We start from the raw sequence: 25,100 nt of genomic DNA on the forward strand, positions 1-25,100 counted from the left end.
GTCAGGGCAAAGACCTTTGGTTACTTTGGGGCGTTTGCCAAAGTGACCCGCCGTAAGGGCGGAACCGCAAGCCGCAACACCCGCAGCAACGGATATACCCCCAATCAAAAACCCCAACAGCGAACCTAAACCCGAGCCTGACTCTTACTCCAATCCGTCAACAAACTATAAGCAACCGCCAAAAGCGTAGGCCCGATAAACAACCCGATAAACCCAAACGCAATCAACCCGCCAAACACCCCAAGCAACACAATCACCAACGGCAAATTCCCGCCACGACTGATCAGATAAGGCTTCAGCACGTTATCCACGCCACTGATGATGAACGTCCCCCAGATCCCGAGAAACACCGCCATCCCATACTCACCCTTCCACGCCAGCCAAGCCGTTGCCGGTACCCAGACCAACGGTGGCCCCATCGGAATCAGACTCAGCAGGAAAGTCACGATCCCCAACACCAATGCACCCGGCACCCCGGCAATCAAAAACCCGATCAACGCCAGAACCGCCTGTGCCGCCGCCGTGCCGATTACCCCGTTGACCACCCGCTGCACCGTACCGGCCACCAGCTCGATGTAGTACCCGGCACGATCGCCGATCAAACGCTCCAGCAGACCGTGCACGAACGCCGCCAGACGCGGCCCGTCACGATAGAAAAAGAACACAAAGACAATGCTCAACGTCAGCTCGAGAATCCCGCCGCCGATCTGCGCACTGCGCGCCAGCAACCAGTTACCGACTTGCCCCAGATAAGGCTTGATCGACACCATCAACGCCGCGCCCTGCTGATCGATGCTGTTCCAGATCCCGAGCAGCCGCCCGCCCACAAACGGCACAGCGCCCAGCCAGGCTGGCGCCTCCGGCAAACCATCAACCTGCACATCCTTGATGAACGCCGTGGCATCGCGTACATGATCGGCCAGGTTGAACCCCAGCCAGACCAGCGGCACTGCCACCAGCAGCATCCAACCCAACGTCAGAATCGCGGCAGCCAGCGACTCACGACCATTGAGCAGCCGAGTCAAAAGACGCATCAGCGGCCAACTGGCAAACGCCAGCACTGCCCCCCAGAAAAGCGCCGACCAGAACGGCGCCATCACCCACAGGCTGGCGCCAAACAACACCAGCAGCAGGATCTGCACCAGCAGTCGATCGTTATTGAGCATGTAAAGTCTCGAAAAAGTCAGTCAGGCCAAGAGTAGGCGAACATGCCGCGCATGCTCGCCCGCCAGAGCTTATCGCAACAGATCAATGCGCAGGCCAACGCCGTCGACATTGCCGGTTTCCATCCGCGCCGCGCGTACGCCCTGATTGATCAGCGCCTGGCGCCAGGCCTCGGCTTTAGGGCCGGACACCGTGACTCGCAGAGTGGTATCGAGGTTCAAGCCACGGGAAATCAAGCGCAACCAGGTGTCATCCGGATCATTGACGAGTTTTGGGAAATCCAGCTCGCCGGTGCTCTTGAGTTGGCGCAACAAGGTCGCCGAAGTCGGCAGCAACTCGCCCAATGGCGCCCCCGCATCGAACTGTTCAACATGCAGATAGGCTTTGCGATTGCCGCGCGTGATGCTGTAGAGCGCCACCAGCGTGTTGTCCTTCGGTGCCGCCAACCTCAGCAACAGATAGGCCTGTTGCTCGTCGGAGCCATACAGCTTGGCATTACCGAACACCTCATTAGCCCACAGACTGCTTTCGCCACAGTCGCGCGCCTGACACCAGAACAGCAACTCGGCATCCTGCTTTTGCAGGGCCTCGCGGGCAGCGGTGAAGGCTTCGGTGGCGGAATGTTCGGGCGGCAACTCGTAAGTGACCGAGGTGGTCTGTCCACGGGCAGTGACTTGGCCGTCAAAGCGCAACTGGCCGCTGATCTTGCGAATCGAGCCCAGCGGGTAGATTCGCTCCAGCTCCACGGGCGGGCGATAGTCGACGATTTGCGCATCGGCCAGACGCGGCACGATCTGCAAATCCTGACTGCCGGGCACATCGGCGGCGAACGAAACGGAACTGAAACAGCACAGCGCCAACAGACTGAGTGACCGCATAGTCAGGCTCATCGGATCGGCATGACTTGGCTATTCGGGGTCGCAGCGGTATAGAAATCCATCGTGGTTGTCTCCCATTTCAACCCGCCCAGCCTCGACAGTTGCCCGCTGCAAGTCAAGGAATGGCGAAGAACCGATTGAAACAGTCTGCGACAAGGTCGGCACCGGCCTCGTCGTTGAGGTGCAAATGGTGCCCGCCCGGCAGCTGTTCCCTGCTAAAGGGTAGACGCTCCAGCAGCTCCGGATGTTTGGCCAGCATGCCGTCGGCCGCGACCACCAATTGCGCCGGGCAACCGATGCGCTGGACGAATGCCATCGCCTGCTCCTGAGTCAGGCGCAATGGCGAAGGCAGGGTCAGGCGATTGTCGGTGCGCCAGGTGTAACCGCCGGGCACCGGCATCAAACCGCGTTGAGCCAACAACTCTGCAGCCTCACGACTGACCGCCACCAAGCCTTTCATTCGCGCTTCGATGGCACGGTCGAGGGTGTTGTAGACCGGTTTGCGCTTCTCGCGCAGATCCAGATGCGCTTGCAGGGCCATGCCCATGCGCTCGGCAGCGTTTTCGCCTTTGTCTGTAGGAGGAATCACCCCGTCGATCAAAGCCAGATGGCTGATACGCTCCGGGAGCGAGCCCGCCAGCACCAGTGAAACGATGGCGCCCATCGAATGCCCGAGCAGGCCGAACCGTTTCCAGCCCAGTTGTTCGGCAACTTGCAGCACATCATGGGCGTAGTCCCACAGCGCATAACCGGCGCCCTTCGGTCGATGCCCGGAATGCCCATGCCCAGCCATGTCCAGCGCAATAATGCGCAGGCCTTTGAGCTTGGGCGCCAGGCGCGCGAAGCTGTTGGCGTTGTCGAGCCAGCCATGCAGGGCGATCACCGGCAAGCCATCCTCAGGGCCGAACAAATGCGCTGCCAACTCGATATGCGGCAGGCTCAGGCGCACCTCTTCGACTGTCTGGCTCATGCGCAATCCTTGTCCTGACGGTTTTCCCAGCGAGTGAACAGATTCTTCAGCAGCCGCGCGGTGTCTTGCGGTCGCTCAAGGGGAAACATATGGCCACCGGGCATACTCAGCGCCTCTCCCTGGGCAAGGCGTGAAACAAAGTGGGTGTGATGGCGCATCACCACGCGACTCTTGTGCCCACGCACCACCGCCAGCGGTACCTGCAACTGACGAGTGCGCCCCGGGCTGGTGTGCGGCACGCCGCGATAGATGCTGATCTCGGTGGCCGGATCGAAACGCAGACGCAGCTTGTCGCCGACCTTGTGCAGGCCATGTTGCAGGTAAGCGTCGAAGCATTCCGGGTCAAAGCCACGAAACAGGCTCTTGCCGGCGAAGTAACTGCGCGCGCTGTCGAGGTCGGCGAACTCTTCGCGGCGCCCGAGTGTGCGGCCGGCCGGAGTCAATCGATCGATGAAACCAAAGCGCTTGGCGGCGCGAATCACCCATTGATCCGTGCGGGTCAGCACCGGCGAATCGAGCATCACCACGCCGCGATACAACTCAGGGCAACGCAGCGCCGCGTGTAAATGCAGCACACCACCGAAGGAATGACCGACGCCCCACACCGGCTGGTCTTGCTGTTTGAGATGGTGGATCAACTCGTCAACGAGGTTGTACCAGTTGTCATCCGCCGGGAAACGCGGGTCATGGGCATGCTGCTCCAGATGCGCGACCCGATACTCGGGCGCCAGCGCCGCGAACAACTTGCCATAGGTGCCCGAAGGGAAACCGTTGGCGTGGGCGAAAAAGATCGGTTGCGACATACCGGTAAATCCATGAGCGGGAAACGTGGCGTTGATTGTCCGTAAGACCGAAGCCGGCGGCAATGACCGTAACTGCCAGGAATGATGACAGTCACGCCATGGCTATAGCTCAGCCGTCGCCGCGAGGGTGCTGTTGTCAACTGTCAGTTCTGTCAGTTGACCCAATCCGCGTTCAGGCTGATAAGAACATCATCCTCATTAACATTGCCGGCGCCCATGACTCACGCGAATACACCTGCCATCCAAGCCTTTGACGCTCGAGGCCTGGTACTGCGCGGCGTGAATTACCATCGTCGCGATGAGACCTCGGCGCCTGAGCGTTACATCATTCACCATACGCATGACGCGGCTGGCCGCACGGTATTCAGCCGCGACCCACGACTGTTCCGCGAGCACACATCTGAAAAGCCGGGCCCTGCGAATCAGAGCAATGTGTTCAGCCTGTCGGGAGCCTTGCTGTCGAGCGAAAATACCGACGCCGGCTGGCGCTCGAGCTTGCTCGCAGAGGACGGCGCCCATGTTGAAGGCTGGGATCAGAAGCGCAACCACAGCCGTACCCACCATGATCCTTTGCGACGACCGAGCGCCACTTTCGAGCAGTCTGCGGGCGAGCCTGAACACTGCACGGAGCGCTTCACTTACTTCGACGGAACGGCTGAAGACGACCATAACCGCCTGGGCCGATTGATTCGCCATGATGACACTGCAGGCACCCTGCACTTCCCCGAATTCAACATGAGTGGCCAGCCACTGCAACTTCATCGCGCCTTCAGCGCCGACCCCGGCTGGCCAGTGAACTGGCCGAAAATGGAAGCCGAGCGGGATGTATTTCTTGAAGCTCTCCCCGCCACGACCCATTTCAGCTACAACGCCATGGGCGAGTTGATTGGCCAGACTGATGCCATGGGTAATCGGCAAACGCTGCTGCAAGACCTGGCCGGCCAATTGAAAGAAACCCGTCTGACACTGGCTGCAAACGACGACAGCCAGATGCTGGTCAGCGATATCCGCTACAACGCCTTCGGGCTTATTGAACAGCAGCGCGCTGGAAATGACGTGATCTCCCACGCGACATTCAGCCTCGACGATGGTCGCCTGCAACATCTGACGAGTCAGACCAGCAATGGCTCGATCCTGCAGGATCTGTCCTACGCGTATGATGCGATCGGCAACATCACCCGCATCACCGATACTGCAGAAGCGGTGACCTATCACCGCAACCAGCGATCCGAGGCGATCTGCAGCTACCGTTACGACAGTCTCTCGCGCTTGATCCAAGCCAGTGGCCGGCAGATCCGTAACGCTCCCGGTGGGCCACAGTTACCCGCATTTATCTCTCCCGCCGATCCGGGACAACTGGAAAACTATACGCGTACCTACACCTATGATCCGGCCGGCAATCTGCTATTGATGGAGCACCGCGCCGCCAGTGGAAACCGCACCGAGCGCACGGTTGTGGCCAGCGCCAGCAATCGCAGCCTGCCGGCCCCTCCCGACGGCCAGTTGCCCGATGAGCAGGCGATTGCCGCCGCTTACGACGCCAATGGAAACCGCGTGTTTCTGCAACGCGGACAAGTCCTGCAGTGGAATCCACGCAATGAGTTGCAGCAGGTCGATCAGGTGGTTCGTGAGGATGAGCCGAATGATCTCGAATTTTACGTTTACGACAGCGGCGGTCAGCGCCAGCGAAAAATCCGTCAGGCTTACACTGGCGCAGTGCAACGTTTCAATGAAACCCGTTACCTGCCCGGTCTGGAAATTCGCACAGAGCCGGATCAGATAGTCCACGTCATGACGATCAAGGCCGGTCGCGCGACAGTCCAGGTGCTGCACTGGGAAAAAACTCCACCAGGCGACATGAAGCAAGATCAGCAACGCTACAGCTTCACCGATCACTTGAACTCCAGCACCGTTGAACTGGACGCACAGGCACAGATTATCTCGCGCGAAAGCTACTACCCCTTTGGCGGTACCTGTTGGTGGGCGGGCCGAAGCCTGGTCGAAGCGAACTACAAGACCCAGCGCTATTCAGGAAAAGAACGGGATGCCAGCGGACTGTATTACTACGGTTTTCGTTACTACCCGCCTTGGTTTCAACGCTGGATCAATGCAGACCCACTAGGTGCAACCGATGGCCTGAATCTGTTTGCCATGGTGCACGGCAACCCTATAGGGCATATCGACTTTCAGGGGCTGGTCACTGTAAGAGAGGGCACGGGCGCGGCGCTCGCAACCTTTGCCCGCGACAGTCTGAGTGCACTGGCCGGGGGGGCGATTAAATATTTTGCAGCAAAAGGACTGGAGGGATGGGCAAGCGACGACCCGCACACACCGCCAGACCCGGGTGTCAATCTGGGATTGACCATAGCGGGCAGCATGGCGGGTGCATTGGCCGGTGGATCCATGGGGATAGGAGCAGGCAGTCGTATTGCCAGCAGCCGTAACTACAGCCGCACCACACAGAAAGTCATGGCCGGCATCTTGGGGCTGGCGGGCGCTGCGGCGGGAGCGGCTGCCCCGCTTTATGCGTACCTGGCCGACGGGGAAGCCTTAAATCTCACAGCCATCAGTATTCTTGCCAGCGTGCCGGGGGGCATGACTAGGGAAGCAGGCCAACGCGCGCTCGCCAACGTCGGCCCCAGCGTTACGATTGCTCCTTCCGGCACCACAACGGCATGGCGCACGGCCTTCTATGGGGGTGTTCTTTTGGCAGACGGTGCGCTCACGGCAGGGCTCGCCCCCGGCGTTGATTTCATGATCAGTGCTGTCGTCGAAGGTGTGGATGGCGTATCCATCACCACGATCAATTCATTGCGTGGGGGGGAGTATCGCAGTCCGGAACACTCTGAGCTTTCTCTGCCAAACGGCGCGGAATGGCTATATGGCGTAGTGACGCGCACCGCCGGCTCGACCTTGACCGCATCACTGACATTGCTCGCCGAACCTCTGACAAGCGCCATCGACAATGCCCACTTGCGCTCAGCCGTCATCACAAGCCTGGCCACTCCCACCGAGGCCCGGACATACGTGGGACAGCATGTGCAGCGTGGCGCCTTCGAGCTGGCCAGGCACGATGATGGGGACTTCACTCTGGATCGTTTCACTCCAGCGAACCGGATTTGGAGAGATGCGACACCCGCCGGTTATCACCCGGAAACACCGAACGCGGGCGACCTGCCCATGAGTGTGATCAGACGAGGTAGCGTATGACTCAACTCGAAGGTGGCGTCTGCCCCAAAGGCACCACCGCCATGGTCAATCGCGACACACAACTGGCCTTGCCTTCATCGCTGGTCAGACGGATATCCCACACGTGCGTCGTGCGGCCGATATGAATCGGCTTGGCCACCGCCGTCACCCGACCACTGCGCAAGCCGCGCAAATGGTTGGCGTTGATCTCCAGCCCCACGCAGTAAAACTTGCTCGCGTCGATGCACAAATAGCTGGCCATCGAACCGACGGTTTCCGCCAGCACCACCGATGCGCCGCCATGCAGCAATCCGTAAGGCTGGTGAGTGCGATGGTCGATGACCATGCTCGCGGTCAGCGATTCTTCATCGAACGCTTCGAAGCGGATATCCAGCACTTCGCCGATGGTGTTTTTCTGGATCGCGTTCAACTGCTCGATGTTCGGGATGGTGCGCCACAGACTCATCGCAGACTTCCTTTGTTGTTTTTAGTGGTCGCTCAATCCTGCCACAGCACTGCCTCACTGCGCTCGCTCCATTCTTCGAAGCGGGCGCCGTAGGTGTCTTCGATGACGTTGCGTTTGATTTTCAGGGTCGGCGTGAGAAAGCCGTTTTCCACCGCCCAACTGTCCTTGACCACCACTAACCGACGCAGGCGTTCGTGTTTGTCGAGCACGGCATTGACGTCTTCCAGAAGTTTTTCCAGGCTCGAATGCAGACTCGCACGCGGCTCCTCCTGATTGACGCTTGAGAGTACGCACAAGCCCAGCGGCGCACTCAGGCCATCACCGACCACGCACACCTGCTCGATTCGCGAATGCACCGCCAGACGGTTTTCGATCGGTGCCGGCGCCACGTACTTGCCTTTGCTGGTCTTGAAAATCTCCTTCAACCGCCCGGTTAATCGCAGACGTCCCTCGGCATCCTGCTCGCCCTTGTCGCCAGTACGCAGGAAGCCATCTTCTGTGAGGGTTTCAGCGGTTTTCTGCGGTTCCTTGAAATAGCCGAGCATGTTCGCCCGACTGCGCACCTGCACCTCGCCTGACTCATCGATGCGCACCTCGACATCCGGGCACGGTTTGCCGATCCAGCCCTGTTTGTACTGGCCCGGCAGGCAGATGTGCGAGTAGCCGCAACTCTCGGTCATGCCATAGACCTCCAGCACATCGAGCCCGAGCTTCTGATACCAGGTGAGCAAAGTCTGCGGCACCGGTGCTGCGCCGGACAGAGCAACGCGCAAGGCATCAAGCCCCAGGCCTGCCAGCACTTTGTGCCCTACCCGTTTGCCAATGAACGGCAGGCCGAGGAGGAAATCCAGACGCTTGGCCGGGATCTTGCTGTAGACGCCCATCTGGAATTTGGTCCAGATCCGCGGCACGCCGAACATCGCCGTCGGCCGCGCACGCTTGAGGTCAGTGATAAAAGTGTCGAGGCTTTCAGCAAAGAACACGGTCTGCCCGGTGTAGATCGAAGCCAGCTCAACGAACATGCGCTCGGCGACGTGGCACAACGGCAGGTACGACAGCAGTCGATCACTCTCGTTGAGCCCGAACAACTGCGTGCCCCGGGTCGTCGCGAACCCGAGATTGGCAAAGCTGTGCATCACGCCTTTGGGCAGGCCAGTGGTGCCGGAGGTGTAGATGATGGTCGCCAGTTGCTCGGCGGCGGGACGCGGGTCGTCTTGAATTGGCGAACTGCGCTGCAGGTCATCCCAACTGAAATCGAACTCGCCGGGCGGATGCAGCGGCAGGCTGATGGTCGGCAGATCTGCCGGCACACCTTTGGACATGCCCGGCCAGTCATCGAGTTTGCCGATGAACACCAAGACGCTTTCCGAGTGATTGAGTACTTGAGCCACGGAGTCGGCGGTGAGGTTGGGATACAGCGGCACCGAAACGTGCCCGGCCATCCAGATCGCCAGATCGGCAATGATCCAGTGTGCGGAGTTTTTCGAGATCAGGGCGATGTGGCTGCCTTGCGGCAATTCCCGGGCACGCAGCCAGTGCGCAGCGCAGCGGGCCTGATGACCGACGTCGGCCCAGGTCAGGGTCTCGACCTGCCCACCGCCGACAGGTTGCACGAGGAAGCGCTGGCGCGGGTGCCGGCCCTCGCGTTCGTAAAACACGTCCAGCGGCAAACGGAATGCGGCAGACATGCGACTCGCTCCTGTTTTTTTGGTCTGGAGCAAGCGTAGTCAACCAAGCAAGTGCTTGGTTGGAAAATTCACACAAATAATTTCCGACGACACAGAGAACATGTGGGAGCGAGCCTGCTCGCGAATGCAGGGTGTCAGGCACATAAGTTGTGAATGACACTCCGCTTTCGCGAGCAGGCTCGCTCCCACAAAGGGATCAGCGTTATGGGTGCTTGAGGCTGTTGAGGGTCATCGAGCCGATCAGCAGTTCAGGACTCTCAAGCTCAGCCAACCCCGCCGTGCTGACCCGCTCCGGCGGATACCCGGCGCCATGTTGCAGATAGCTCAACAGATTGCCCACCAACGGGTTGTGACTGACCAGCAGTACATTGCTCACCGACACCAGCTGATCGGTGACCTTGTCCGGATCAACTTCCGGCGTCAGCCACTCGACCGTGCGAATCTCCGGCTCGAATTTCAGCACCTCGCGGACAATCTGTGCGGTCTGCTGCGCGCGCAGATAAGGGCTGGCGTAGATCGCGGTCAATGGCTTGCCCTTCAGGTGGGCCGCACTGCGCAGGACTTCTTTGCGACCGTGCTGGGTCAGCTCGCGCTCGGAATCGGGGCGCGAGCCATAAGGCACGGCCTCGCCGTGACGCAACACCCAGAGTTTCATAGCTTGGGTTCCTCATCTCGGGCCGGATGCGGTGCTGGCGGCACGGCGTGCGGCGCTTCACCTTCCGGGGTACGCGGCGTTGGCCAGTCGGCGAACGGCCAGGGTTTCTGGTCGCTGTGGAAGCTGCCGAAGCGGCCGATCTGCGCCAGAAACTGGCTCAGGCTGTCGCCGAAATTCATCAGGCTGGCGCTCGGGGCGCCATAGATCAAACGATAGATCAGTTGCACCAGCACCACCGCGCCGAGGATGAACTGCGCCACTTGCCAGACCAGCACGTAGACGATCATCCACAACACCCGCAGAAGGATGGATTCGTACTTGGCTTCGGTTTTCGGATCGTTCATATGTCGTTTCCTGTGAATCAGTTGAAACCACTGGTGGAAATAAAGTCGACGTCGGTTTTCGGCTCGGCCCGCATCAGTAGACCAATCACCTGCTCCAGCGTGCGTCCTTCGAACAGAATGGCGTGCAGCCCGGCGACCAGCGGCATGTACACGCCAACCTCCTGGGATTTGGCTTTGAGCACCTTCAGGGTGTTCACCCCTTCGGCGACTTCACCGAGGCGCGATACCGCTTCTTCAAGGCTCAGGCCCTGACCGAGGGCGAATCCGACCTGATAGTTGCGGCTCTTGGGCGACGAGCACGTGACGATAAGATCGCCAACGCCGGCCAAGCCAAGGAAGGTCATCGGGTTGGCGCCCTGATTGACCGCAAACCGGGTCATCTCGGCCAAGGCGCGAGTGATCAGCATACTCTTGGTGTTCTCGCCCATTTCCAGCGCCACCGCCATGCCGGCGATGATCGCGTAAACGTTTTTCAAGGCCCCGCCCAGCTCGACACCGAAACGGTCGGCGCTGGCATAAACGCGGAAGGTGCGGCCATGCAGCGCCGCTTGCACCTGCTTGCACAGTTCTTCGTCCTCACTGGCAACCACCGTGGCGGTCAGCGCGTGTTCGGCGATTTCCCGCGCCAGATTCGGCCCGGACAACACGCCGATGCGTGCCTGCGGGGCGATCTCTTCGAGGATCTGGCTCATCAGTTTGAAGGTGTGGGCTTCGATGCCTTTGGTCAGGCTGACCAGCATTTTGCCGCTCAGCCGCTCGGCGTGAGCCGCCAGCACCGTGCGCAACGCGCTGGACGGCAGCGCGACAAAGCACAGGTCGCAGGCGTCGAGAGTGGCTTGCAGGTCAGTGACCGCAGTCACGCCCGGCAGAATCTTGATGCCTTTGAGGTAACGCGGGTTTTCGCGATTGACCCGGATGGCCTCGGCCTGCTCCGGGTCACGCATCCACTGCAAGACTTGATGGCCGTTCTCGGCCAGAAGATTGGCCACGGCGGTACCAAAACTTCCGCCTCCCAGGACCGCAATCGGGCGCTGTTCAGTCATATGCAATCCGTTAATCCATACCAGTGGCGATGGCGGCATTATACGGGGCGACCCGGTCGCGGCCAGCCCCCACGTCAATTACCGACACTTGTAGGAAGAAGACCAATAAAACCTAGGAAAATGCCTGCAACGTGACTGGAAAAGTCGCAGCCCTCGGTTAACATGCGCGCCAATTCTTCACTCTATAGGCTGTGTCGTGTTTTCTGGCCCTTCCCCATCACGTTCCTCTCTGCTGCTGGCGCTGCTGTTCAGCCCTTTGTTGCAGGCGGACGATCTGTTCATGGACAGCGAAGCGCTGCCACAGGTGCTGACGGCCACTCGGTTGAAACAGACGCCTTCGGAAGTGCCGGGGAGCATGACCGTGCTCGACAGCGAATTGATCACCGCCAGCGGCGCCCGCGACATCAGCGAACTGCTGCGTCTGGTGCCGGGGATGATGGTCGGCAACATCAGCGGCAATCAGGCAGCGGTCAATTATCACGGCACCAACGCCAGCGAAGCACGGCGCATGCAGGTGTTGATCGATGGTCGTTCGGTGTACCGCGCAGGCCTGGCCACGGTGGACTGGAGCGATATTCCGGTGGCCATCGAGGACATCGAGCGCATCGAAGTCTTTCGTGGCCCTAACACCGTCAGCTACGGTGCCAACGCGTTGATGGCGGTGGTCAACATCATCACCCGCAACCCGGCGGACAGCCACGGCACGCGGCTGAAGATTACTCGCGGCCAGCGCGGCATCAATGACTTCTATGCCAGCCAGGGCACGGGATGGAATGGCGGCGACCTGCGCCTGTCGCTGTCCGGTCAGGAAGATGATGGGTTCGACACCGATCGAACCGGTGCCGATTACCGTGACAATCGTCGCTTGAATCGTTTCAGTCTCGCCGTCAGCCAAACCCTCAGTGACAACCAGAGTATCGACTGGCAGGTCAACGCAAAGGACGGCACCAACCAGCGGCCCTACACCTACCGCCCGGTGTTCTCGGGGATTACCGCCGCCGGGAACAATTCCGACGTGATAGCCAAGGACTACGCCGGTTCGGTGCGCTGGAACCTCGACATCAATCCCGAACACAGCCTCTATATCCAAGGCTCGGCGCAACACTGGGATCGCCAGCAAACCTGGCGCGCCTGCGACGCCGAGGTGTCGTTCAGCCCCGAGTTGACGCAACTGTGGCAAATCGACCCGAATTACACCGAACGCCTGGCACGCAATATCAACCGTTTCCTCGGCCCCGGCCCGGAATCCGGCACGCCGCAGCAAATGGCGCTGGCCAATCGTGTGCTCGATCAGTGGCGCAACGGCGCCAGTCAAACCCTGTGCGGCGATATCGATCAGAGTGCCCGCGAGTCGCGCTACGACCTCGAACTGCAAGACACCCTCAGCCTGTCTGACAGCCTGCGTCTGGTCAGCGGCATGAACTATCGTTACGACCGGGCCGATTCCGAGACCTACTTCAACGGCACGCTGGATGACACCACCTGGCGTGCATTCGGCCAATTGGAGTGGCGCGCGACTGAACACTGGTTGTTGCAGGGCGGAGCGATGTTCGAAGACACCCAACTGATCGGCAGTTCGCTGACCCCGCGCTTCGCCGTCAATTACCTGATCAATCCGCGCCACGGCCTGCGTGCGGTGTACTCGGAGGCGATCCGCTCGCCGGACATGTTCGAGAACAACGTCAACTGGAGCTATCAGGTGACCAAGCTGCGGCCTTCGGCCTACGGCCAGTCGTCGGCGCGCTATTTCGTCAAGACTCGCGGCCCTGGCGATCTCGACAAGGAACATATGCGTTCGCGCGAACTCGGCTACAACGGCTATTTCCCCGAGCAAGGCCTAGCGCTGGATGTGAAGCTGTTCTACGACGAAATCACCGGCATGATCAGTGAGCCACTGCGCAACAACCAATACATCGCCAGCAACGCCAACAGCTCACGGTTTCGCGGCAGCGAAGCACAACTCGACTGGCGCGTGAGCAGGGTCGACCGCTTGCGTTTCACTTACGCCTACGTCGACGCCGAAGCGAGCAATCCGCTGGATCAGCAATTCACCGCGAGCAACAGCGGTTCCGCCGGCTGGCTGCGCGATTGGGGGCACGGCTGGAACAGCGCCCTCTTCTATTACGGCGACAACGCCCTCAACGGCTACCGCTTCGAACGGGTCGACACGCGCATCGCCAAACGCATCGCTTTGGGCAAGGCCCAACTGCAACTGGCCGGCGTGTTGCAACAGCGGCTCGACAACGAACCGACCACGTTCGTCGACAACAACTATGACGAACGCCGCGTGATGTACTTCAGCGCCGAGTTGGAGTTCTAGGATGCGCTTCGGCCTGTCACGGAAGACGCCGACCCTTGGCCACTGGCTGGCCGTGCTGTGCCTGTTTTTGACCGCATGGCTGCATGGCGTGGCGGTGCAGGCGGCCGACATTCTATTGACCGGCGCCGAAGAAAGCCCCGGCGTGCAGGCCTTCGCTCAGGCGCTGAGTGAGTTGCGCCCGACCGATAATGTGCGTTTCCAGCCATTGGCCAGTCTGCCGGTGCCGGGCAAACTCCCCTCCAGCCTGCGCCTGATTTTGCTCGACCTGCCGAGCCTCGACTGGCGTCTGCAAGAGTCGCAAGGCCCGCCCACGCTAGTCTTGCGCATCAGCCGTTTGCAAGCCCGGCAACGTCTTGGCTCGGCACTGCCGTCGCACCTGAGCTTGCTGTGGAGCGATCCACCTCTGGGCCGGCAGTTGCAACTGATCCGGCGAATCCTGCCCCAGGCCCGACGGGTTGGCGTGTTGTTCGATCAGCACAGCGAGTTCCTCCTTAAAGAACTGCAACTGGCAGCCCGCCCCTTGGACCTGGAAATCGTCAGTCAACGCTGGGACAACACCCACGACAGCCGCCCACTGCAAGAGGTGCTGAAAAACAGCGACGTGCTGCTGGGCCTCGACGACCCGGATCTGTACAACCCGAAAACCGCGAAAAACCTGCTGCTCAGCAGTTACTCAAGGCAATTGGCGCTGGTCGGCCCCAACGCCGCGTTTGTCCGTGCTGGCAGCCTGGCGAGCACTTACAGCGACCAGAGCGACTGGCTGAGCGTGCTCGACCATTTGCTCGACCAAGCGCCTGCCAATTGGCCGAGAACGCTCTATCCCGCACACTTTAAAGTCTCAAGTAATGCGCAGGTGGCTCGTTCCTTAGGGATCGAACCGCTTGATGACGCGTCTGTCGCCAGCGCTTTGGCTGAAGGAGAACGCCGCCCATGAGTTTTCGTCGCCGTTGGGACATCAACACCCGCACCCAGATGATCAGCCTGGGCCCGGCGCTGTTGCTGACCTTAATGCTGATCAGTTTCTTCACCTTTGTACGCATTCAGGATTTGCGTCAGGAGCTGAACCACACCGGCCAACTGATCGCCAACCAACTGGCCCCCGCCACCGAATACGGAGTGATTTCCGGCAACAACGAAGTGTTGGAAAGCCTGCTCAAGGCCACGCTGGCAACGCCCAACGTGCGGTTTCTTGAGGTACAGGACAGCGCCAACCGAATTCTGGCGTACGTCGAACAACCGGCGGATGTACACCGTCGCCCGCATCAGGTCGAAGTGTTCCAGGCGCCGGTGCGGTTGCAACGAATCGCTTTGAACAATGATTTTTTTCAGGACGCAAAAGCCAGCAGTGGTGCGGCCAACGAGGATTATCTGGGGCGTGTGATCGTCGGTCTTTCCAACGATGCCTTCAGTCAGCGTCAGCAGGAAATCCTGCTCAAGGCCGGGATTCTCGCGATGTTCGCCCTGCTCTTCACCTTCGTCGTGGCGCGACGCCTGGCGGGCAGTCTGTCGCAGCCGATCCGCGATATCGGCAATGCGGTCAAGGCGATTCAGGACGGCGACTTCAAAACACCGCTGCCGATTGTCGACGACACCGAACTGGGTGCCCTGTCGCAGCACATCAACAACCTCGCTCAGGCGCTGGAGCAGGCCAGTCGTGAACAGCAGCAGGCCATGGCGCAATTGATCCAGACCCGCGAGGAAGCGGAAAAGGCCAACAACGCCAAATCCGATTTTCTGGCGATGATGAGCCATGAACTGCGCACGCCGATGAATGGCGTGTTGGGCATGCTGCAACTGCTTGAAACAACAGAAATGACCGAGGAGCAAATCGAATACGCCGCGCTAGCCTCGGAATCCACCGAGCACTTGCTCAAGGTGATCAACGACATCCTCGACTTTTCGCGCATCGAACGTTCCGAGCTTGAGATGGAACACATTCCGTTCAATCTCGCTGAAGTAATCGGGGCCTGCGCGCAGTCGTTCCAACACAGCGCGGTGCAGCGTGGTCTGGCGCTTGATCTGCGAATTCCCGAGGACATGCGCGGCTTGCAGGTGCAGGGCGACCCGACGCGGATTCGGCAGATTCTGGTGAACCTGGTCGGCAATGCCCTGAAGTTCACCGAACAGGGCCGGGTCAGTATCGAAGCGCAGTGGCAATCGCTGGATCACGAACTGCTGTGGTTCACCTGCTCGGTACGCGACAGTGGCATCGGCATTTCGTCCGAAAGCCTGGAGCTGATGTTCAACGCGTTCCAGCAGGCCGACAGTTCGATCTCGCGACGCTACGGCGGCACCGGTCTCGGCCTGCCGATCGCCCGCACCCTCGCCGAACGCATGGGCGGCACCTTGCGTGCGCAGAGCGAAGAAGGTCGTGGCTCGGTGTTCACCCTGGAAATTCCACTGGCCTTATATAAGCAGGCGTTACCACAACTGGCCGCACCACGGGCACTGAATGGCAACGACCATGGCGAGGGGCGCAGAGTATTGTTGGTGGAAGATAATCCGGTCAACCAGACCGTGATTGAAGCGATGCTGCGCAGTCTGGGCTTTACTGTCAGTGTCGCCACTGATGGCGCGCAAGCGGTGCGCAGTGCCGAGAGCAGTGATTTCGAAGTGATCCTGATGGACTGTCGCCTGCCGATCATCGATGGCTACGAGGCGACGCGGCAGATTCGCTGTCTGCACGGACGCAGCGATGTACCGATCATCGCATTGACGGCAAACGCTTTGCAGGGTGACCGGGAAACCTGCCTGTCGGCGGGCATGAACGATTATCTGGCCAAGCCGTTCAAACGCAATGACTTGCAGCAGATTCTGCAGCGATGGGTGTCGTAGTGACGGCTTTTCGACCATCTGCGACTGGCGTGAAAAGCGAAAGTGCGGCAGTCTTAGGCACCCGAACGAGCCTCAAAAGAGGCTTGAATAAAAATTTCAGTGCACAAGTGTACATTCATGTCCTTGGTGCTGTGACTTTCACCACAACGCAATAGTCTATGAGTAGGCTGCCGGTTCGAGGCATGAACGCTTCGAACGGTCGGGAAGATTTGCCCCACCTGCCGCATGGGATTATTGAGGAGCTCGCATGACCAAACAAAACGCCTTTACTCGGGAAGATCTGCTGCGCTGCAGTCGCGGTGAGCTGTTCGGCCCAGGTAACGCGCAACTGCCCGCCCCGAACATGCTGATGGTCGATCGCATCACTCTGATCAGTGAAGAAGGCGGCAAGTACGGCAAAGGTGAATTGGTCGCCGAACTGGATATCAACCCTGACCTGTGGTTCTTCGCTTGCCACTTCGAAGGCGATCCGGTGATGCCGGGCTGCCTGGGTCTGGATGCCATGTGGCAACTGGTCGGCTTCTTCCTGGGCTGGCAAGGCCTGCCGGGCCGCGGCCGTGCGCTGGGTTCGGGCGAAGTGAAGTTCTTCGGTCAGGTGCTGCCGACCGCCAAGAAAGTCACCTACAACATTCATATCAAACGCGTCCTCAAAGGCAAGCTGAACCTGGCCATCGCCGATGGTTCGGTGACTGTCGACGGTCGCGAAATCTACACCGCCGAAGGCCTTCGCGTCGGCGTGTTCACCTCCACTGACAACTTCTAAGGGTTATTCGCATGCGCCGCGTCGTTATCACTGGTCTGGGCATTGTTTCGTGCCTGGGCAATGACAAAGAGACCGTCTCCGCTAACCTGCGTGCAAGCCGCCCTGGCATCCGGTTCAACCCGGAATATGCCGAAATGGGTCTGCGTAGCCAGGTTTCCGGCTCCATCGACCTCAACCTTGAAGAGCTGATCGATCGCAAGATCTATCGCTTCGTCGGCCACGCAGCGGCTTACGCCTACCTGGCCATGAAAGACGCCATTGCTGACTCCGGCCTGACCGAAGAGCAAGTGTCCAACCCGCGTACCGGCCTGGTTGCCGGCTCCGGCGGTGCTTCCACGCTGAACCAGATGGAAGCGCTGGACATCCTGCGCGAGAAAGGCGTGAAGCGCGTCGGCCCATACCGCGTAACGCGGACCATGAGCAGCACCGTTTCCGCTTGCCTGGCCACGCCATTCAAGATCAAAGGCCTGAACTACTCCATCGCTTCTGCCTGCGCCACCAGTGCTCACTGCATCGGTACCGCCATGGAACAGATCCAGATGGGCAAGCAGGACATCGTTTTCGCCGGTGGCGGTGAAGAAGAGCACTGGAGCCAGTCGTTCCTGTTCGACGCAATGGGCGCTCTGTCCAGCAAGCGTAACGACACCCCGGAAAAAGCCTCCCGCGCCTACGACGCCGACCGTGACGGTTTCGTCATCGCTGGCGGTGGCGGCATGGTCGTGGTTGAAGAGCTGGAACACGCCTTGGCCCGTGGCGCGAAGATCTACGCCGAAATCGTTGGCTACGGCGCGACGTCCGATGGCTACGACATGGTTGCCCCGAGTGGCGAAGGCGCGATCCGCTGCATGCAGATGGCGATGTCCACCGTTGATACCCCGATCGACTACCTGAACACCCACGGCACTTCGACTCCGGTCGGCGACGTTGCGGAAATGAAAGGTGTGCGTGAAGTGTTCGGCGACAAGGCTCCAGCGATCAGCTCGACCAAGAGCCTGTCCGGTCACTCCCTGGGCGCCGCCGGCGTTCACGAAGCGATCTACTGCATGCTGATGATGGAAGGCAACTTCATTGCCGGTTCCGCCAACATCGACGAGCTGGACCCTGAAGTGGCCGATCTGCCGGTGCTGACCAAGACCCGCGAGAACGCCACCATCAACACCGTGATGAGCAACAGCTTCGGCTTCGGCGGCACCAACGCCACGCTGGTACTGAAGCGCTGGGAAGGCAAGTAATTCCCCTGGCTTGAGCCACACCTGAAAACGCCCCGACTGGTTCGGGGCGTTTTTTTTGGTCTGCAGAAAACTCATGGCCGACACAAATCCCCCATGTAGGAGCTGCCGAAGGCTGCGATCTTTTGACTGTGATTTTTAAAAGACAAGATCAAAAGATCGCAGCCTTCGGCAGCTCCTACATGGGATTGTGTGAGGCGGAAAATGAAACTTCTGTCATGCAACTTACCGCCCTGCGACCGAATGTCGCGGATTTAGCGGCCTGCAGCACTGTTGCAAAAAACGCAACAACACCTTGCGCGAATCAGCCGTTTACTTAGCCTCCTAACAAATTCTATAACAGAGTCCTGCACACGCCTTGCTGCAGATAACTTGAGATTTGGAGCTAGCAGATGACTGTAAAAGTAACTGAACGCGACGATTCACACATGTCCCATGAAGGCGTAGCCGCCGGTATCCGGATCTGGGACGTGCATCAACAAGACCTGCTGGTCGGGATGTTCCATAACGAGAACGACGCCCACAACTATAAGGCCGAACTGGAACTGCAAGAACAGCAACGGGATTTATGCTCCGCCTGAAGCAACCACAGCATTGAAAACGACAAACCCCGCCATGAGCGGGGTTTGTCGTTGTTAGAGCTTATCGATTTACCACATCAGATCGTCAGGGATCTGGTAGGCCGCGTACGGATCGTCCTCGGTGCTGACTTCTTCGGTCTGCACGTTGAGCTGCACGATGCGTTGCGGGTCGCGCTCCTGGATCTTCAGGGCCGCCTCACGCGGGATCACTTCGTAGCCGCCGGCATGATGGACGATCGCCAGCGAACCACTGCTGAGCTTGTTGCGCATCAGCGTGTTGACCGAGATACGCTTGACCTTCTTGTCGTCGACGAAGTTGTAGTAATCCTCGGTGGTCAGCTTCGGCAGACGCGAGACTTCGATCAACTGCTTGACCTGCGCGGCACGGGCCTTGGCCTCGGCTTTCTCTTTCTGCTGACGGTTGAGCTCCTGGTCGCGCTTGACCTTCTCGGCCATGGCTTCCTGGGCGGCGCGCTGCTGCGAGTCATCCAGCTCGATCTGACCTTTGTGGGCCAGACGCTGCTGTTTCTGCTTGTCCTTGCTGACCTGTTTGGCCTGCTTTTGGTTGACCAGGCCTGCTTTGAGCAACTGATCGCGAAGGGAAATACTCATGGTGCTTACTCACTTGGGCAGTTGCTCAGCCGCAGCTAGGCAAATTCTTTTCCTGACGTTTGGCTTCACCCCACAGGGCGTCCAACTCTTCGAGGGTGCAATCTTCTATGGGACGGTGGGTGTCGCGCAATGCCTGTTCGATAAATCGGAAACGTCTTTCGAACTTGCCGTTGGCGCCACGCAGTGCGGTTTCCGGGTCGACCTTCAAATGCCGGGCCAGATTGACCACGGAAAACAGCAGATCGCCGATCTCGTCAGCCACCGCGACGGGATCGTTTTCAGACATGGCCTCGAGCACTTCGTCGAGCTCTTCGCGCACTTTGTCGAGCACCGGCAAGGCATCCGGCCAGTCGAAACCGACCTGCCCTGCACGCTTCTGCAATTTGGCCGAGCGCGACAATGCGGGCAACGTGGCAGGCACGTCGTCGAGCAGTGACAGTTGCTCGGGTGCGGCGGATTTCTCGGCACGTTCTTCGGCCTTGATTTCCTCCCAACGCTGCTTGACCTGCTCTTCGGTCAAACGCGGCACATCCAGCGGCGCATACAGATCGCCGCTAGGGAAAACATGGGGATGACGGCGAATCAGCTTGCGGGTGATGCTGTCGATCACCCCGGCGAATTCGAAGCGCCCTTCTTCGCGAGCCAACTGGCTGTAATAGACGACCTGAAACAGCAGATCTCCCAACTCGCCCTGCAAGTGATCGAAGTCGCCGCGTTCGATGGCATCGGCCACTTCGTAGGCTTCTTCGAGAGTGTGCGGGACGATGGTCGCGTAGGTTTGTCTGATGTCCCACGGGCAACCGTACTGAGGATCGCGCAGGCGGCTCATCAGATGGAGCAGGTCTTCGAGGCTGTACATAAAAAATCTCACTCAACCCTTTGCGATCTTGATCGTTCCCACGCGGAGCATGGGAACGATCAACGATCAATCTTCAAGGGGTGCGGTTACGCCGCGTTTCGATGATGTTCGGCAACTGGGAAATCCGCCCCAGCAGCCGCCCCAGCGCATCCAGACCCGGGATCTCGATGGTCAGGGACATCAGCGCGGTGTTGTCTTCCTTGTTCGAGCGGGTGTTGACCGCCAGTACGTTGATCCGCTCGTTGAGCAGCACCTGCGAGACGTCACGCAGCAGACCGGAACGGTCGTAAGCGCGGATAACGATATCCACCGGATAGGTGAGCACCGGCACCGGGCCCCAGCTGACCTGAATGATCCGCTCCGGCTCGCGCCCGCCCAGTTGCAGCACCGAAGCGCAATCCTGACGGTGAATGCTCACGCCACGCCCCTGAGTGATGTAACCGACAATCGCATCGCCCGGCAGCGGCTGGCAGCAGCCCGCCATTTGCGTCATCAGGTTGCCGACGCCCTGGATCTGGATGTCGCCACGCTTGCCCGGTTTGTAACCGGTGGCTTTGCGCGGGATCAGTTCCAACTGTTCGTTGCCGCGTTCCGGCTCGACCAACTGCTGCGCGAGGTTGACCAGTTGCGCCAGACGCAGATCGCCGGCACCGAGTGCGGCAAACATGTCTTCGGCGGTTTTCATGTTGGCCTTGTCCGCCAACTTGTCGAAATCCACCGCTGGCAGACCGAGACGCGTCAGTTCGCGCTCGATCAGGGTTTTACCGGCGGCAACGTTCTGGTCACGGGCCTGCAACTTGAACCAGTGAACGATCTTCGCCCGCGCCCGCGACGTGGTGACGTAACCCAGGTTCGAGTTCAGCCAGTCACGACTTGGCGTGCCATGTTTGCTGGTGATGATCTCGACCTGCTCACCGGTCTGCAGGCTGTAGTTGAGCGGCACGATGCGCCCGTTGATCTTCGCGCCACGGCAGTTGTGACCGATTTCGGTGTGCACGCGGTAGGCGAAGTCCAGCGGGGTTGCGCCTTTGGGCAAGTCAATGGCGTGACCGTCGGGAGTGAAGATGTAAACCCGATCCGGCTCGATATCGACCCGCAACTGTTCAGCCAGACCACCGATATCGCCCAGCTCTTCATGCCACTCGAGCACCTGACGCAGCCAGGAGATTTTCTCTTCGTAATGATTGGAGCCGGATTTGACGTCGGTGCCTTTGTAGCGCCAGTGCGCGCAAACCCCGAGTTCGGCTTCTTCGTGCATGGAGTGGGTGCGAATCTGCACTTCCAGCACTTTGCCTTCCGGGCCGATCACGGCGGTGTGCAGCGAGCGATAGCCGTTCTCTTTGGGGTTGGCGATGTAGTCGTCGAACTCTTTCGGAATGTGCCGCCACAGGGTGTGGACGATGCCGAGCGCGGTGTAGCAGTCGCGCATTTCCGGCACCAGCACACGCACGGCGCGCACGTCGTAGATCTGGCTGAATTCCAGACCTTTGCGCTGCATTTTGCGCCAGATCGAATAGATGTGTTTGGCCCGGCCGCTGATATCCGCATCCACGCCGGTAGCCTGCAATTCATCCTTGAGCTGGGTCATCACATCGGCGATGAAACGCTCACGATCCAGCCGTCGCTCATGGAGCAGCTTGGCGATCTGTTTGTATTGATCAGGCTCGAGGTACCGGAAGGACAAGTCCTCCAGTTCCCATTTGATATGACCGATGCCGAGCCGGTGCGCGAGCGGCGCATAGATGTCGAAGACTTCCCGGGCGACACGGTTACGTTTTTCGTCGTCGGCGGTTTTCACCGCACGAATGGCGCAGGTGCGTTCGGCCAGCTTGATCAGCGCGACGCGGACGTCATCGACCATCGCCACGAGCATCTTGCGCAGGTTTTCCACCTGCCCTTGCGTGCCCATGACCATCGACTGACGCGGACTGAGACTGGCGCTGATGGCGGCCATGCGCTGCACGCCGTCAATCAGCTTGGCAACCACCGGGCCAAAGCGCTGGCTGATTGCCGCCAGCTCGATCTGGCCTTCGCGTACGCCACGATAGAGGACCGCCGCGACCAGCGAATCCTGATCGAGCTTGAGGTCGGCGAGAATCTCGGCGATTTCCAGGCCGGCGCTGAAACTGCCGGAGCCTTCGGCCCACAGATTCTTCTTGGCATTGGACTGTTGTTCGGCCTCGCGAGCGAACTCGCAGGCTTCTTTCAAGGCTTCGCGATCCAGTGCCAGATCGACACTGACCGCGTGATCGAGCCAAGCCTCGAGATTGATACTGCCGTCAGTGTTGATCGGCTGGTGTGCTCTCACCTGTACCATCTTGCTTTACCTTCCCTACGACGCAGATTCAATGCGTCAAATCGCTGATCTTCAACGCCCGTTTGCGCTCGCGGGGCTATTGCGAGCGCGGCACGGACAGATCAGACGGATTCAGACGAGCCATCCTGGCTCGCTTCAAATAACGCCATGGCCTCGACATGTGCCGTCTGTGGAAACATATCGAGAATCCCGGCACGTTTTAACCGGTAGCCCTGCTTTAACAATTCGACCGTATCGCGCGCCAGCGTTGCCGGGTTGCACGACACGTAAACCAGCCGCTTGGCACCCAGGGTCGCGAGCTTGCGCACCACCTCGAAAGCACCGTCACGCGGTGGGTCCAAGAGTACCGCAGAAAAGCCGTTTGCGATCCACTCGGCATCGGCCAGAGGCTGGGATAAATCGGCTTGAAAAAACTTTGTGTTATGCAAATTGTTACTAGCGGCGTTCGCAGCGGCGCGCTCGACCATGGTCTGCACGCCCTCCACTGCCACCACTTCGCGTGCGGTTTTGGCCAGCGGCAAAGCGAAGTTGCCAAGACCGCAGAACAGGTCCAGCACACGCTCGTCGCGGGTCGGTTTCAGCCAATCCAGCGCCTGCGCGACCATTGCTTCGTTGACGCCGGCGTTGACCTGAATGAAATCCCCCGGCCGGTAAGCCAGATCCAGATCCCACTGTTCCAGGCGATAGCCCAGCGACTGCGCGGCGTCGACCGGTTGCGGCTCACCTTCACCATGCAGCCACAGTTGCGCTTCATGGAACTGGCAGAAGTCCTTGAGAATCGTCAGATCCGCCTCGGACAGCGGCGCCATGTGCCGCAGCAACACTGCCAGCGATGAACCGCTGAACAATTCCACATGGCCCAGCGCCTGAGGCTTGCTCAAACGGCGAAGCATCTCCGGCAAACGGGTCATGATCGGTTGCAAGGGCTGTACCAGCACCGGGCACTCACTGATCGCGACAATGTCCTGACTGCCGGCGGCGCGGAAACCGACTTCGAGCGTCTTGGCTTTCATGTCCCAGCGCACAGCGATGCGGGCACGACGGCGATAGCCGAACTCGGGGCCGGTCAACGGGGCTGCCCACTCTTGCGGTTCGACACCGGCGACCTTCGATAATTGCTCGGCAAGCATGCGCTGTTTCAGGGCAAGCTGTTCGCTGTGGGGCAAATGCTGGACGCTGCAGCCGCCGCAACGGCCGGCGTGCTGACACGGCGCCGGACGGCGCAGTTCGCTGGCGGTGAATACGCGCTCGGTGCGCGCTTCGACCACTTTGCCATGGGTGCCGAGCACCCGTGCCTCGATCTCTTCACCGGCCAGGGCGCCGAGGACGAACCAGGTGCGGCCTTCGAAAAACGCGATGCCGCGACCGTCATTGGCCAGTCGCTCAATGCTCAAGCGCTGCTTTTTGCCGGTCGGGATTTGCGGGGCCTTGCTGCCGCCGGTGGGCTGGAAGCGCAGGCCTCTCTCGTGCTTGGCCATCAGTTGGGCGCGTCGAAAATGCCGGTCGACAGATAACGGTCGCCACGGTCGCAGATGATCGCGACGATCACCGCGTTTTCAACTTCTTTGGACAGGCGCAGCATCGCTGCCACCGCACCGCCCGAGGACACGCCGCAGAAGATGCCTTCTTCGCGAGCCAGACGCCGGGTGACGTCCTCGGCTTCGCTTTGTGCCATGTCGACGATGCGGTCGACGCGGTCGGCCTGATAAATCTTCGGCAGGTATTCCTGCGGCCAGCGGCGAATGCCGGGAATGGCCGAGCCTTCCATCGGTTGCAGACCGACGATCTGCACGGTGTCGCTCTGCTCTTTCAAGTAGCGCGAAACGCCCATGATGGTGCCGGTGGTGCCCATGGAGCTGACGAAATGGGTGATGGTGCCCTGGGTCTGGCGCCAGATTTCCGGGCCGGTGCTGGTGTAATGCGCTTCAGGGTTGTCGCCATTGGCGAACTGATCGAGCACCTTGCCACGGCCTTCGGCTTCCATCCGTTGGGCGAGATCGCGAGCGCCTTCCATGCCCTCTTCCTGACTGACCAGAATCAGCTCGGCACCGTAAGCGGTCATTGCCGCCTTGCGCTCTGCGCTGGAGTTGTCCGGCATGATCAGGATCATCTTGTAACCCTTGATCGCGGCAGCCATCGCCAGGGCGATCCCGGTATTGCCCGAGGTCGCTTCGATCAAGGTGTCGCCAGCGTGGATCTGCCCGCGCAACTCGGCACGGGTGATCATCGACAGCGCCGGACGGTCCTTGACCGAACCCGCCGGGTTATTCCCTTCGAGCTTGAGCAATAGGGTGTTGCTGGTGGCACCGGGCAGGCGCTGCAAACGCACCAGCGGAGTGTTGCCGACGCAATCGGCGATGGTTGGGTACTGCAGGGTCATGGCG

General features: G+C 60.0%; 21 protein-coding genes. 7 read left to right on the plus strand and 14 right to left on the minus strand.

Annotated features, from left to right (window positions below; genetic code table 11):
• Window positions 1-125: 125 nt before the first annotated feature.
• The 4 genes from ACA043_RS21880 to ACA043_RS21895 form a co-directional block, all read right to left on the minus strand.
• Window positions 126-1,166 carry an AI-2E family transporter gene (locus tag ACA043_RS21880; RefSeq protein ID WP_187681301.1) on the minus strand — a complete coding sequence of 347 codons (1,041 nt, stop codon included), beginning with the start codon at window positions 1,164-1,166 and terminating at the stop codon, window positions 126-128.
• Between the two features lie 69 nt (window positions 1,167-1,235).
• A complete protein-coding gene (locus ACA043_RS21885) occupies window positions 1,236-2,042 on the minus strand; it encodes a DUF4892 domain-containing protein (RefSeq protein WP_497657913.1) in 807 nt (268 codons plus the stop codon).
• Window positions 2,043-2,157: 115 nt separating this feature from the next.
• The gene (locus ACA043_RS21890; RefSeq protein WP_497657914.1) at window positions 2,158-3,012 is read right to left on the minus strand and encodes an alpha/beta hydrolase; all 855 of its coding nucleotides are present in this window, start codon (window positions 3,010-3,012) and stop codon (window positions 2,158-2,160) included.
• The gene (locus tag ACA043_RS21895) at window positions 3,009-3,815 is read right to left on the minus strand and encodes an alpha/beta fold hydrolase (RefSeq protein WP_187681298.1); all 807 of its coding nucleotides are present in this window, start codon (window positions 3,813-3,815) and stop codon (window positions 3,009-3,011) included. Before ACA043_RS21895 ends, ACA043_RS21890 begins: the two co-directional genes overlap by 4 nt.
• Before the next feature lie 279 nt (window positions 3,816-4,094).
• Between ACA043_RS21895 and ACA043_RS21900 the strand changes: the two genes are divergently transcribed.
• Entirely contained in the window at window positions 4,095-7,025 is a 2,931-nt protein-coding gene (locus ACA043_RS21900) for an RHS repeat-associated core domain-containing protein (protein WP_497657915.1), read from the plus strand.
• Between the two features lies 1 nt (window position 7,026).
• Here the strand turns inward: ACA043_RS21900 and ACA043_RS21905 are convergent, their stop codons facing one another.
• The 5 genes from ACA043_RS21905 to ACA043_RS21925 form a co-directional block, all read right to left on the minus strand.
• On the minus strand, window positions 7,027-7,470 hold the full coding sequence (locus ACA043_RS21905) for a hotdog fold thioesterase (RefSeq protein WP_497657916.1): 444 nt from the start codon (window positions 7,468-7,470) through the stop codon (window positions 7,027-7,029).
• A gap of 32 nt (window positions 7,471-7,502) precedes the next feature.
• Window positions 7,503-9,158 (minus strand): AMP-binding protein, encoded by a 1,656-nt coding sequence (locus ACA043_RS21910; protein ID WP_497657917.1) that lies wholly within the window; start codon window positions 9,156-9,158, stop codon window positions 7,503-7,505.
• Window positions 9,159-9,360: 202 nt separating this feature from the next.
• Window positions 9,361-9,813: a phosphohistidine phosphatase SixA gene (gene sixA, locus ACA043_RS21915; RefSeq protein WP_489878976.1), complete on the minus strand. Its 453-nt coding sequence runs from the start codon at window positions 9,811-9,813 to the stop codon at window positions 9,361-9,363.
• On the minus strand, window positions 9,810-10,157 hold the full coding sequence (locus ACA043_RS21920; RefSeq protein WP_095137170.1) for a DUF4389 domain-containing protein: 348 nt from the start codon (window positions 10,155-10,157) through the stop codon (window positions 9,810-9,812). The genes sixA and ACA043_RS21920 overlap by 4 nt, the downstream gene beginning before the upstream one ends.
• 17 nt (window positions 10,158-10,174) lie before the next feature.
• Window positions 10,175-11,200 (minus strand): NAD(P)H-dependent glycerol-3-phosphate dehydrogenase, encoded by a 1,026-nt coding sequence (locus ACA043_RS21925; RefSeq protein WP_187681295.1) that lies wholly within the window; start codon window positions 11,198-11,200, stop codon window positions 10,175-10,177.
• Between the two features lie 196 nt (window positions 11,201-11,396).
• Here ACA043_RS21925 and ACA043_RS21930 point away from each other — a divergent pair, with 196 nt between their 5' ends.
• The 6 genes from ACA043_RS21930 to ACA043_RS21955 all read left to right on the plus strand — a co-directional run bounded on the left by ACA043_RS21930 (window position 11,397) and on the right by ACA043_RS21955 (window position 18,928).
• The gene (locus ACA043_RS21930) at window positions 11,397-13,520 is read left to right on the plus strand and encodes a TonB-dependent receptor plug domain-containing protein (protein ID WP_497657918.1); all 2,124 of its coding nucleotides are present in this window, start codon (window positions 11,397-11,399) and stop codon (window positions 13,518-13,520) included.
• 1 nt (window position 13,521) lies between these two features.
• Window positions 13,522-14,454, plus strand: coding sequence for an ABC transporter substrate-binding protein (locus tag ACA043_RS21935; RefSeq protein ID WP_497657919.1), 933 nt, complete (start codon window positions 13,522-13,524; stop codon window positions 14,452-14,454).
• Window positions 14,451-16,355 (plus strand): ATP-binding protein, encoded by a 1,905-nt coding sequence (locus ACA043_RS21940; RefSeq protein WP_497657920.1) that lies wholly within the window; start codon window positions 14,451-14,453, stop codon window positions 16,353-16,355. The genes ACA043_RS21935 and ACA043_RS21940 overlap by 4 nt, the downstream gene beginning before the upstream one ends.
• A 247-nt stretch (window positions 16,356-16,602) precedes the next feature.
• On the plus strand, window positions 16,603-17,118 hold the full coding sequence (gene fabA / locus ACA043_RS21945; protein WP_003227150.1) for a 3-hydroxyacyl-[acyl-carrier-protein] dehydratase FabA: 516 nt from the start codon (window positions 16,603-16,605) through the stop codon (window positions 17,116-17,118).
• Window positions 17,119-17,129: 11 nt separating this feature from the next.
• Entirely contained in the window at window positions 17,130-18,350 is a 1,221-nt protein-coding gene (fabB, locus tag ACA043_RS21950) for a beta-ketoacyl-ACP synthase I (RefSeq protein WP_187681291.1), read from the plus strand.
• Window positions 18,351-18,739: 389 nt separating this feature from the next.
• Complete coding sequence (locus ACA043_RS21955; protein ID WP_187680916.1) at window positions 18,740-18,928, plus strand: hypothetical protein; 189 nt, start codon at window positions 18,740-18,742, stop codon at window positions 18,926-18,928.
• A 69-nt stretch (window positions 18,929-18,997) separates the two neighbouring features.
• Here the strand turns inward: ACA043_RS21955 and ACA043_RS21960 are convergent, their stop codons facing one another.
• The 5 genes from ACA043_RS21960 to cysM all read right to left on the minus strand — a co-directional run bounded on the left by ACA043_RS21960 (window position 18,998) and on the right by cysM (window position 25,096).
• On the minus strand, window positions 18,998-19,540 hold the full coding sequence (locus tag ACA043_RS21960) for a DUF2058 domain-containing protein (RefSeq protein WP_016987455.1): 543 nt from the start codon (window positions 19,538-19,540) through the stop codon (window positions 18,998-19,000).
• A gap of 25 nt (window positions 19,541-19,565) precedes the next feature.
• Window positions 19,566-20,399, minus strand: coding sequence for a nucleoside triphosphate pyrophosphohydrolase (gene mazG / locus ACA043_RS21965; protein ID WP_401271185.1), 834 nt, complete (start codon window positions 20,397-20,399; stop codon window positions 19,566-19,568).
• A 73-nt stretch (window positions 20,400-20,472) separates the two neighbouring features.
• The gene (gene relA / locus ACA043_RS21970) at window positions 20,473-22,716 is read right to left on the minus strand and encodes a GTP diphosphokinase (protein ID WP_401271187.1); all 2,244 of its coding nucleotides are present in this window, start codon (window positions 22,714-22,716) and stop codon (window positions 20,473-20,475) included.
• A gap of 101 nt (window positions 22,717-22,817) precedes the next feature.
• On the minus strand, window positions 22,818-24,194 hold the full coding sequence (rlmD, locus tag ACA043_RS21975) for a 23S rRNA (uracil(1939)-C(5))-methyltransferase RlmD (protein WP_497615141.1): 1,377 nt from the start codon (window positions 24,192-24,194) through the stop codon (window positions 22,818-22,820).
• The gene (cysM, locus tag ACA043_RS21980; protein ID WP_187680918.1) at window positions 24,194-25,096 is read right to left on the minus strand and encodes a cysteine synthase CysM; all 903 of its coding nucleotides are present in this window, start codon (window positions 25,094-25,096) and stop codon (window positions 24,194-24,196) included. Before cysM ends, rlmD begins: the two co-directional genes overlap by 1 nt.
• Between the last annotated feature and the right edge of the window lie 4 nt (window positions 25,097-25,100).

This window comes from Pseudomonas sp. LBUM1648 (genome assembly GCF_059716145.1).

What these genes read in the sequence shown, in the direction of transcription:
- ACA043_RS21880 (WP_187681301.1), bottom strand. Translation starts at nt 1,166, where the DNA reads ATGCTCAATAACGATCGACTGCTGGTGCAGATCCTGCTGCTGGTGTTG.
- ACA043_RS21885 (WP_497657913.1), bottom strand. Translation starts at nt 2,042, where the DNA reads ATGCGGTCACTCAGTCTGTTGGCGCTGTGCTGTTTCAGTTCCGTTTCG.
- ACA043_RS21890 (WP_497657914.1), bottom strand. Translation starts at nt 3,012, where the DNA reads ATGAGCCAGACAGTCGAAGAGGTGCGCCTGAGCCTGCCGCATATCGAG.
- ACA043_RS21895 (WP_187681298.1), bottom strand. Translation starts at nt 3,815, where the DNA reads ATGTCGCAACCGATCTTTTTCGCCCACGCCAACGGTTTCCCTTCGGGC.
- ACA043_RS21905 (WP_497657916.1), bottom strand. Translation starts at nt 7,470, where the DNA reads ATGAGTCTGTGGCGCACCATCCCGAACATCGAGCAGTTGAACGCGATC.
- ACA043_RS21910 (WP_497657917.1), bottom strand. Translation starts at nt 9,158, where the DNA reads ATGTCTGCCGCATTCCGTTTGCCGCTGGACGTGTTTTACGAACGCGAG.
- sixA (WP_489878976.1), bottom strand. Translation starts at nt 9,813, where the DNA reads ATGAAACTCTGGGTGTTGCGTCACGGCGAGGCCGTGCCTTATGGCTCG.
- ACA043_RS21920 (WP_095137170.1), bottom strand. Translation starts at nt 10,157, where the DNA reads ATGAACGATCCGAAAACCGAAGCCAAGTACGAATCCATCCTTCTGCGG.
- ACA043_RS21925 (WP_187681295.1), bottom strand. Translation starts at nt 11,200, where the DNA reads ATGACTGAACAGCGCCCGATTGCGGTCCTGGGAGGCGGAAGTTTTGGT.
- ACA043_RS21935 (WP_497657919.1), top strand. Translation starts at nt 13,522, where the DNA reads ATGCGCTTCGGCCTGTCACGGAAGACGCCGACCCTTGGCCACTGGCTG.
- ACA043_RS21940 (WP_497657920.1), top strand. Translation starts at nt 14,451, where the DNA reads ATGAGTTTTCGTCGCCGTTGGGACATCAACACCCGCACCCAGATGATC.
- fabA (WP_003227150.1), top strand. Translation starts at nt 16,603, where the DNA reads ATGACCAAACAAAACGCCTTTACTCGGGAAGATCTGCTGCGCTGCAGT.
- fabB (WP_187681291.1), top strand. Translation starts at nt 17,130, where the DNA reads ATGCGCCGCGTCGTTATCACTGGTCTGGGCATTGTTTCGTGCCTGGGC.
- ACA043_RS21955 (WP_187680916.1), top strand. Translation starts at nt 18,740, where the DNA reads ATGACTGTAAAAGTAACTGAACGCGACGATTCACACATGTCCCATGAA.
- ACA043_RS21960 (WP_016987455.1), bottom strand. Translation starts at nt 19,540, where the DNA reads ATGAGTATTTCCCTTCGCGATCAGTTGCTCAAAGCAGGCCTGGTCAAC.
- mazG (WP_401271185.1), bottom strand. Translation starts at nt 20,399, where the DNA reads ATGTACAGCCTCGAAGACCTGCTCCATCTGATGAGCCGCCTGCGCGAT.
- relA (WP_401271187.1), bottom strand. Translation starts at nt 22,716, where the DNA reads ATGGTACAGGTGAGAGCACACCAGCCGATCAACACTGACGGCAGTATC.
- rlmD (WP_497615141.1), bottom strand. Translation starts at nt 24,194, where the DNA reads ATGGCCAAGCACGAGAGAGGCCTGCGCTTCCAGCCCACCGGCGGCAGC.
- cysM (WP_187680918.1), bottom strand. Translation starts at nt 25,096, where the DNA reads ATGACCCTGCAGTACCCAACCATCGCCGATTGCGTCGGCAACACTCCG.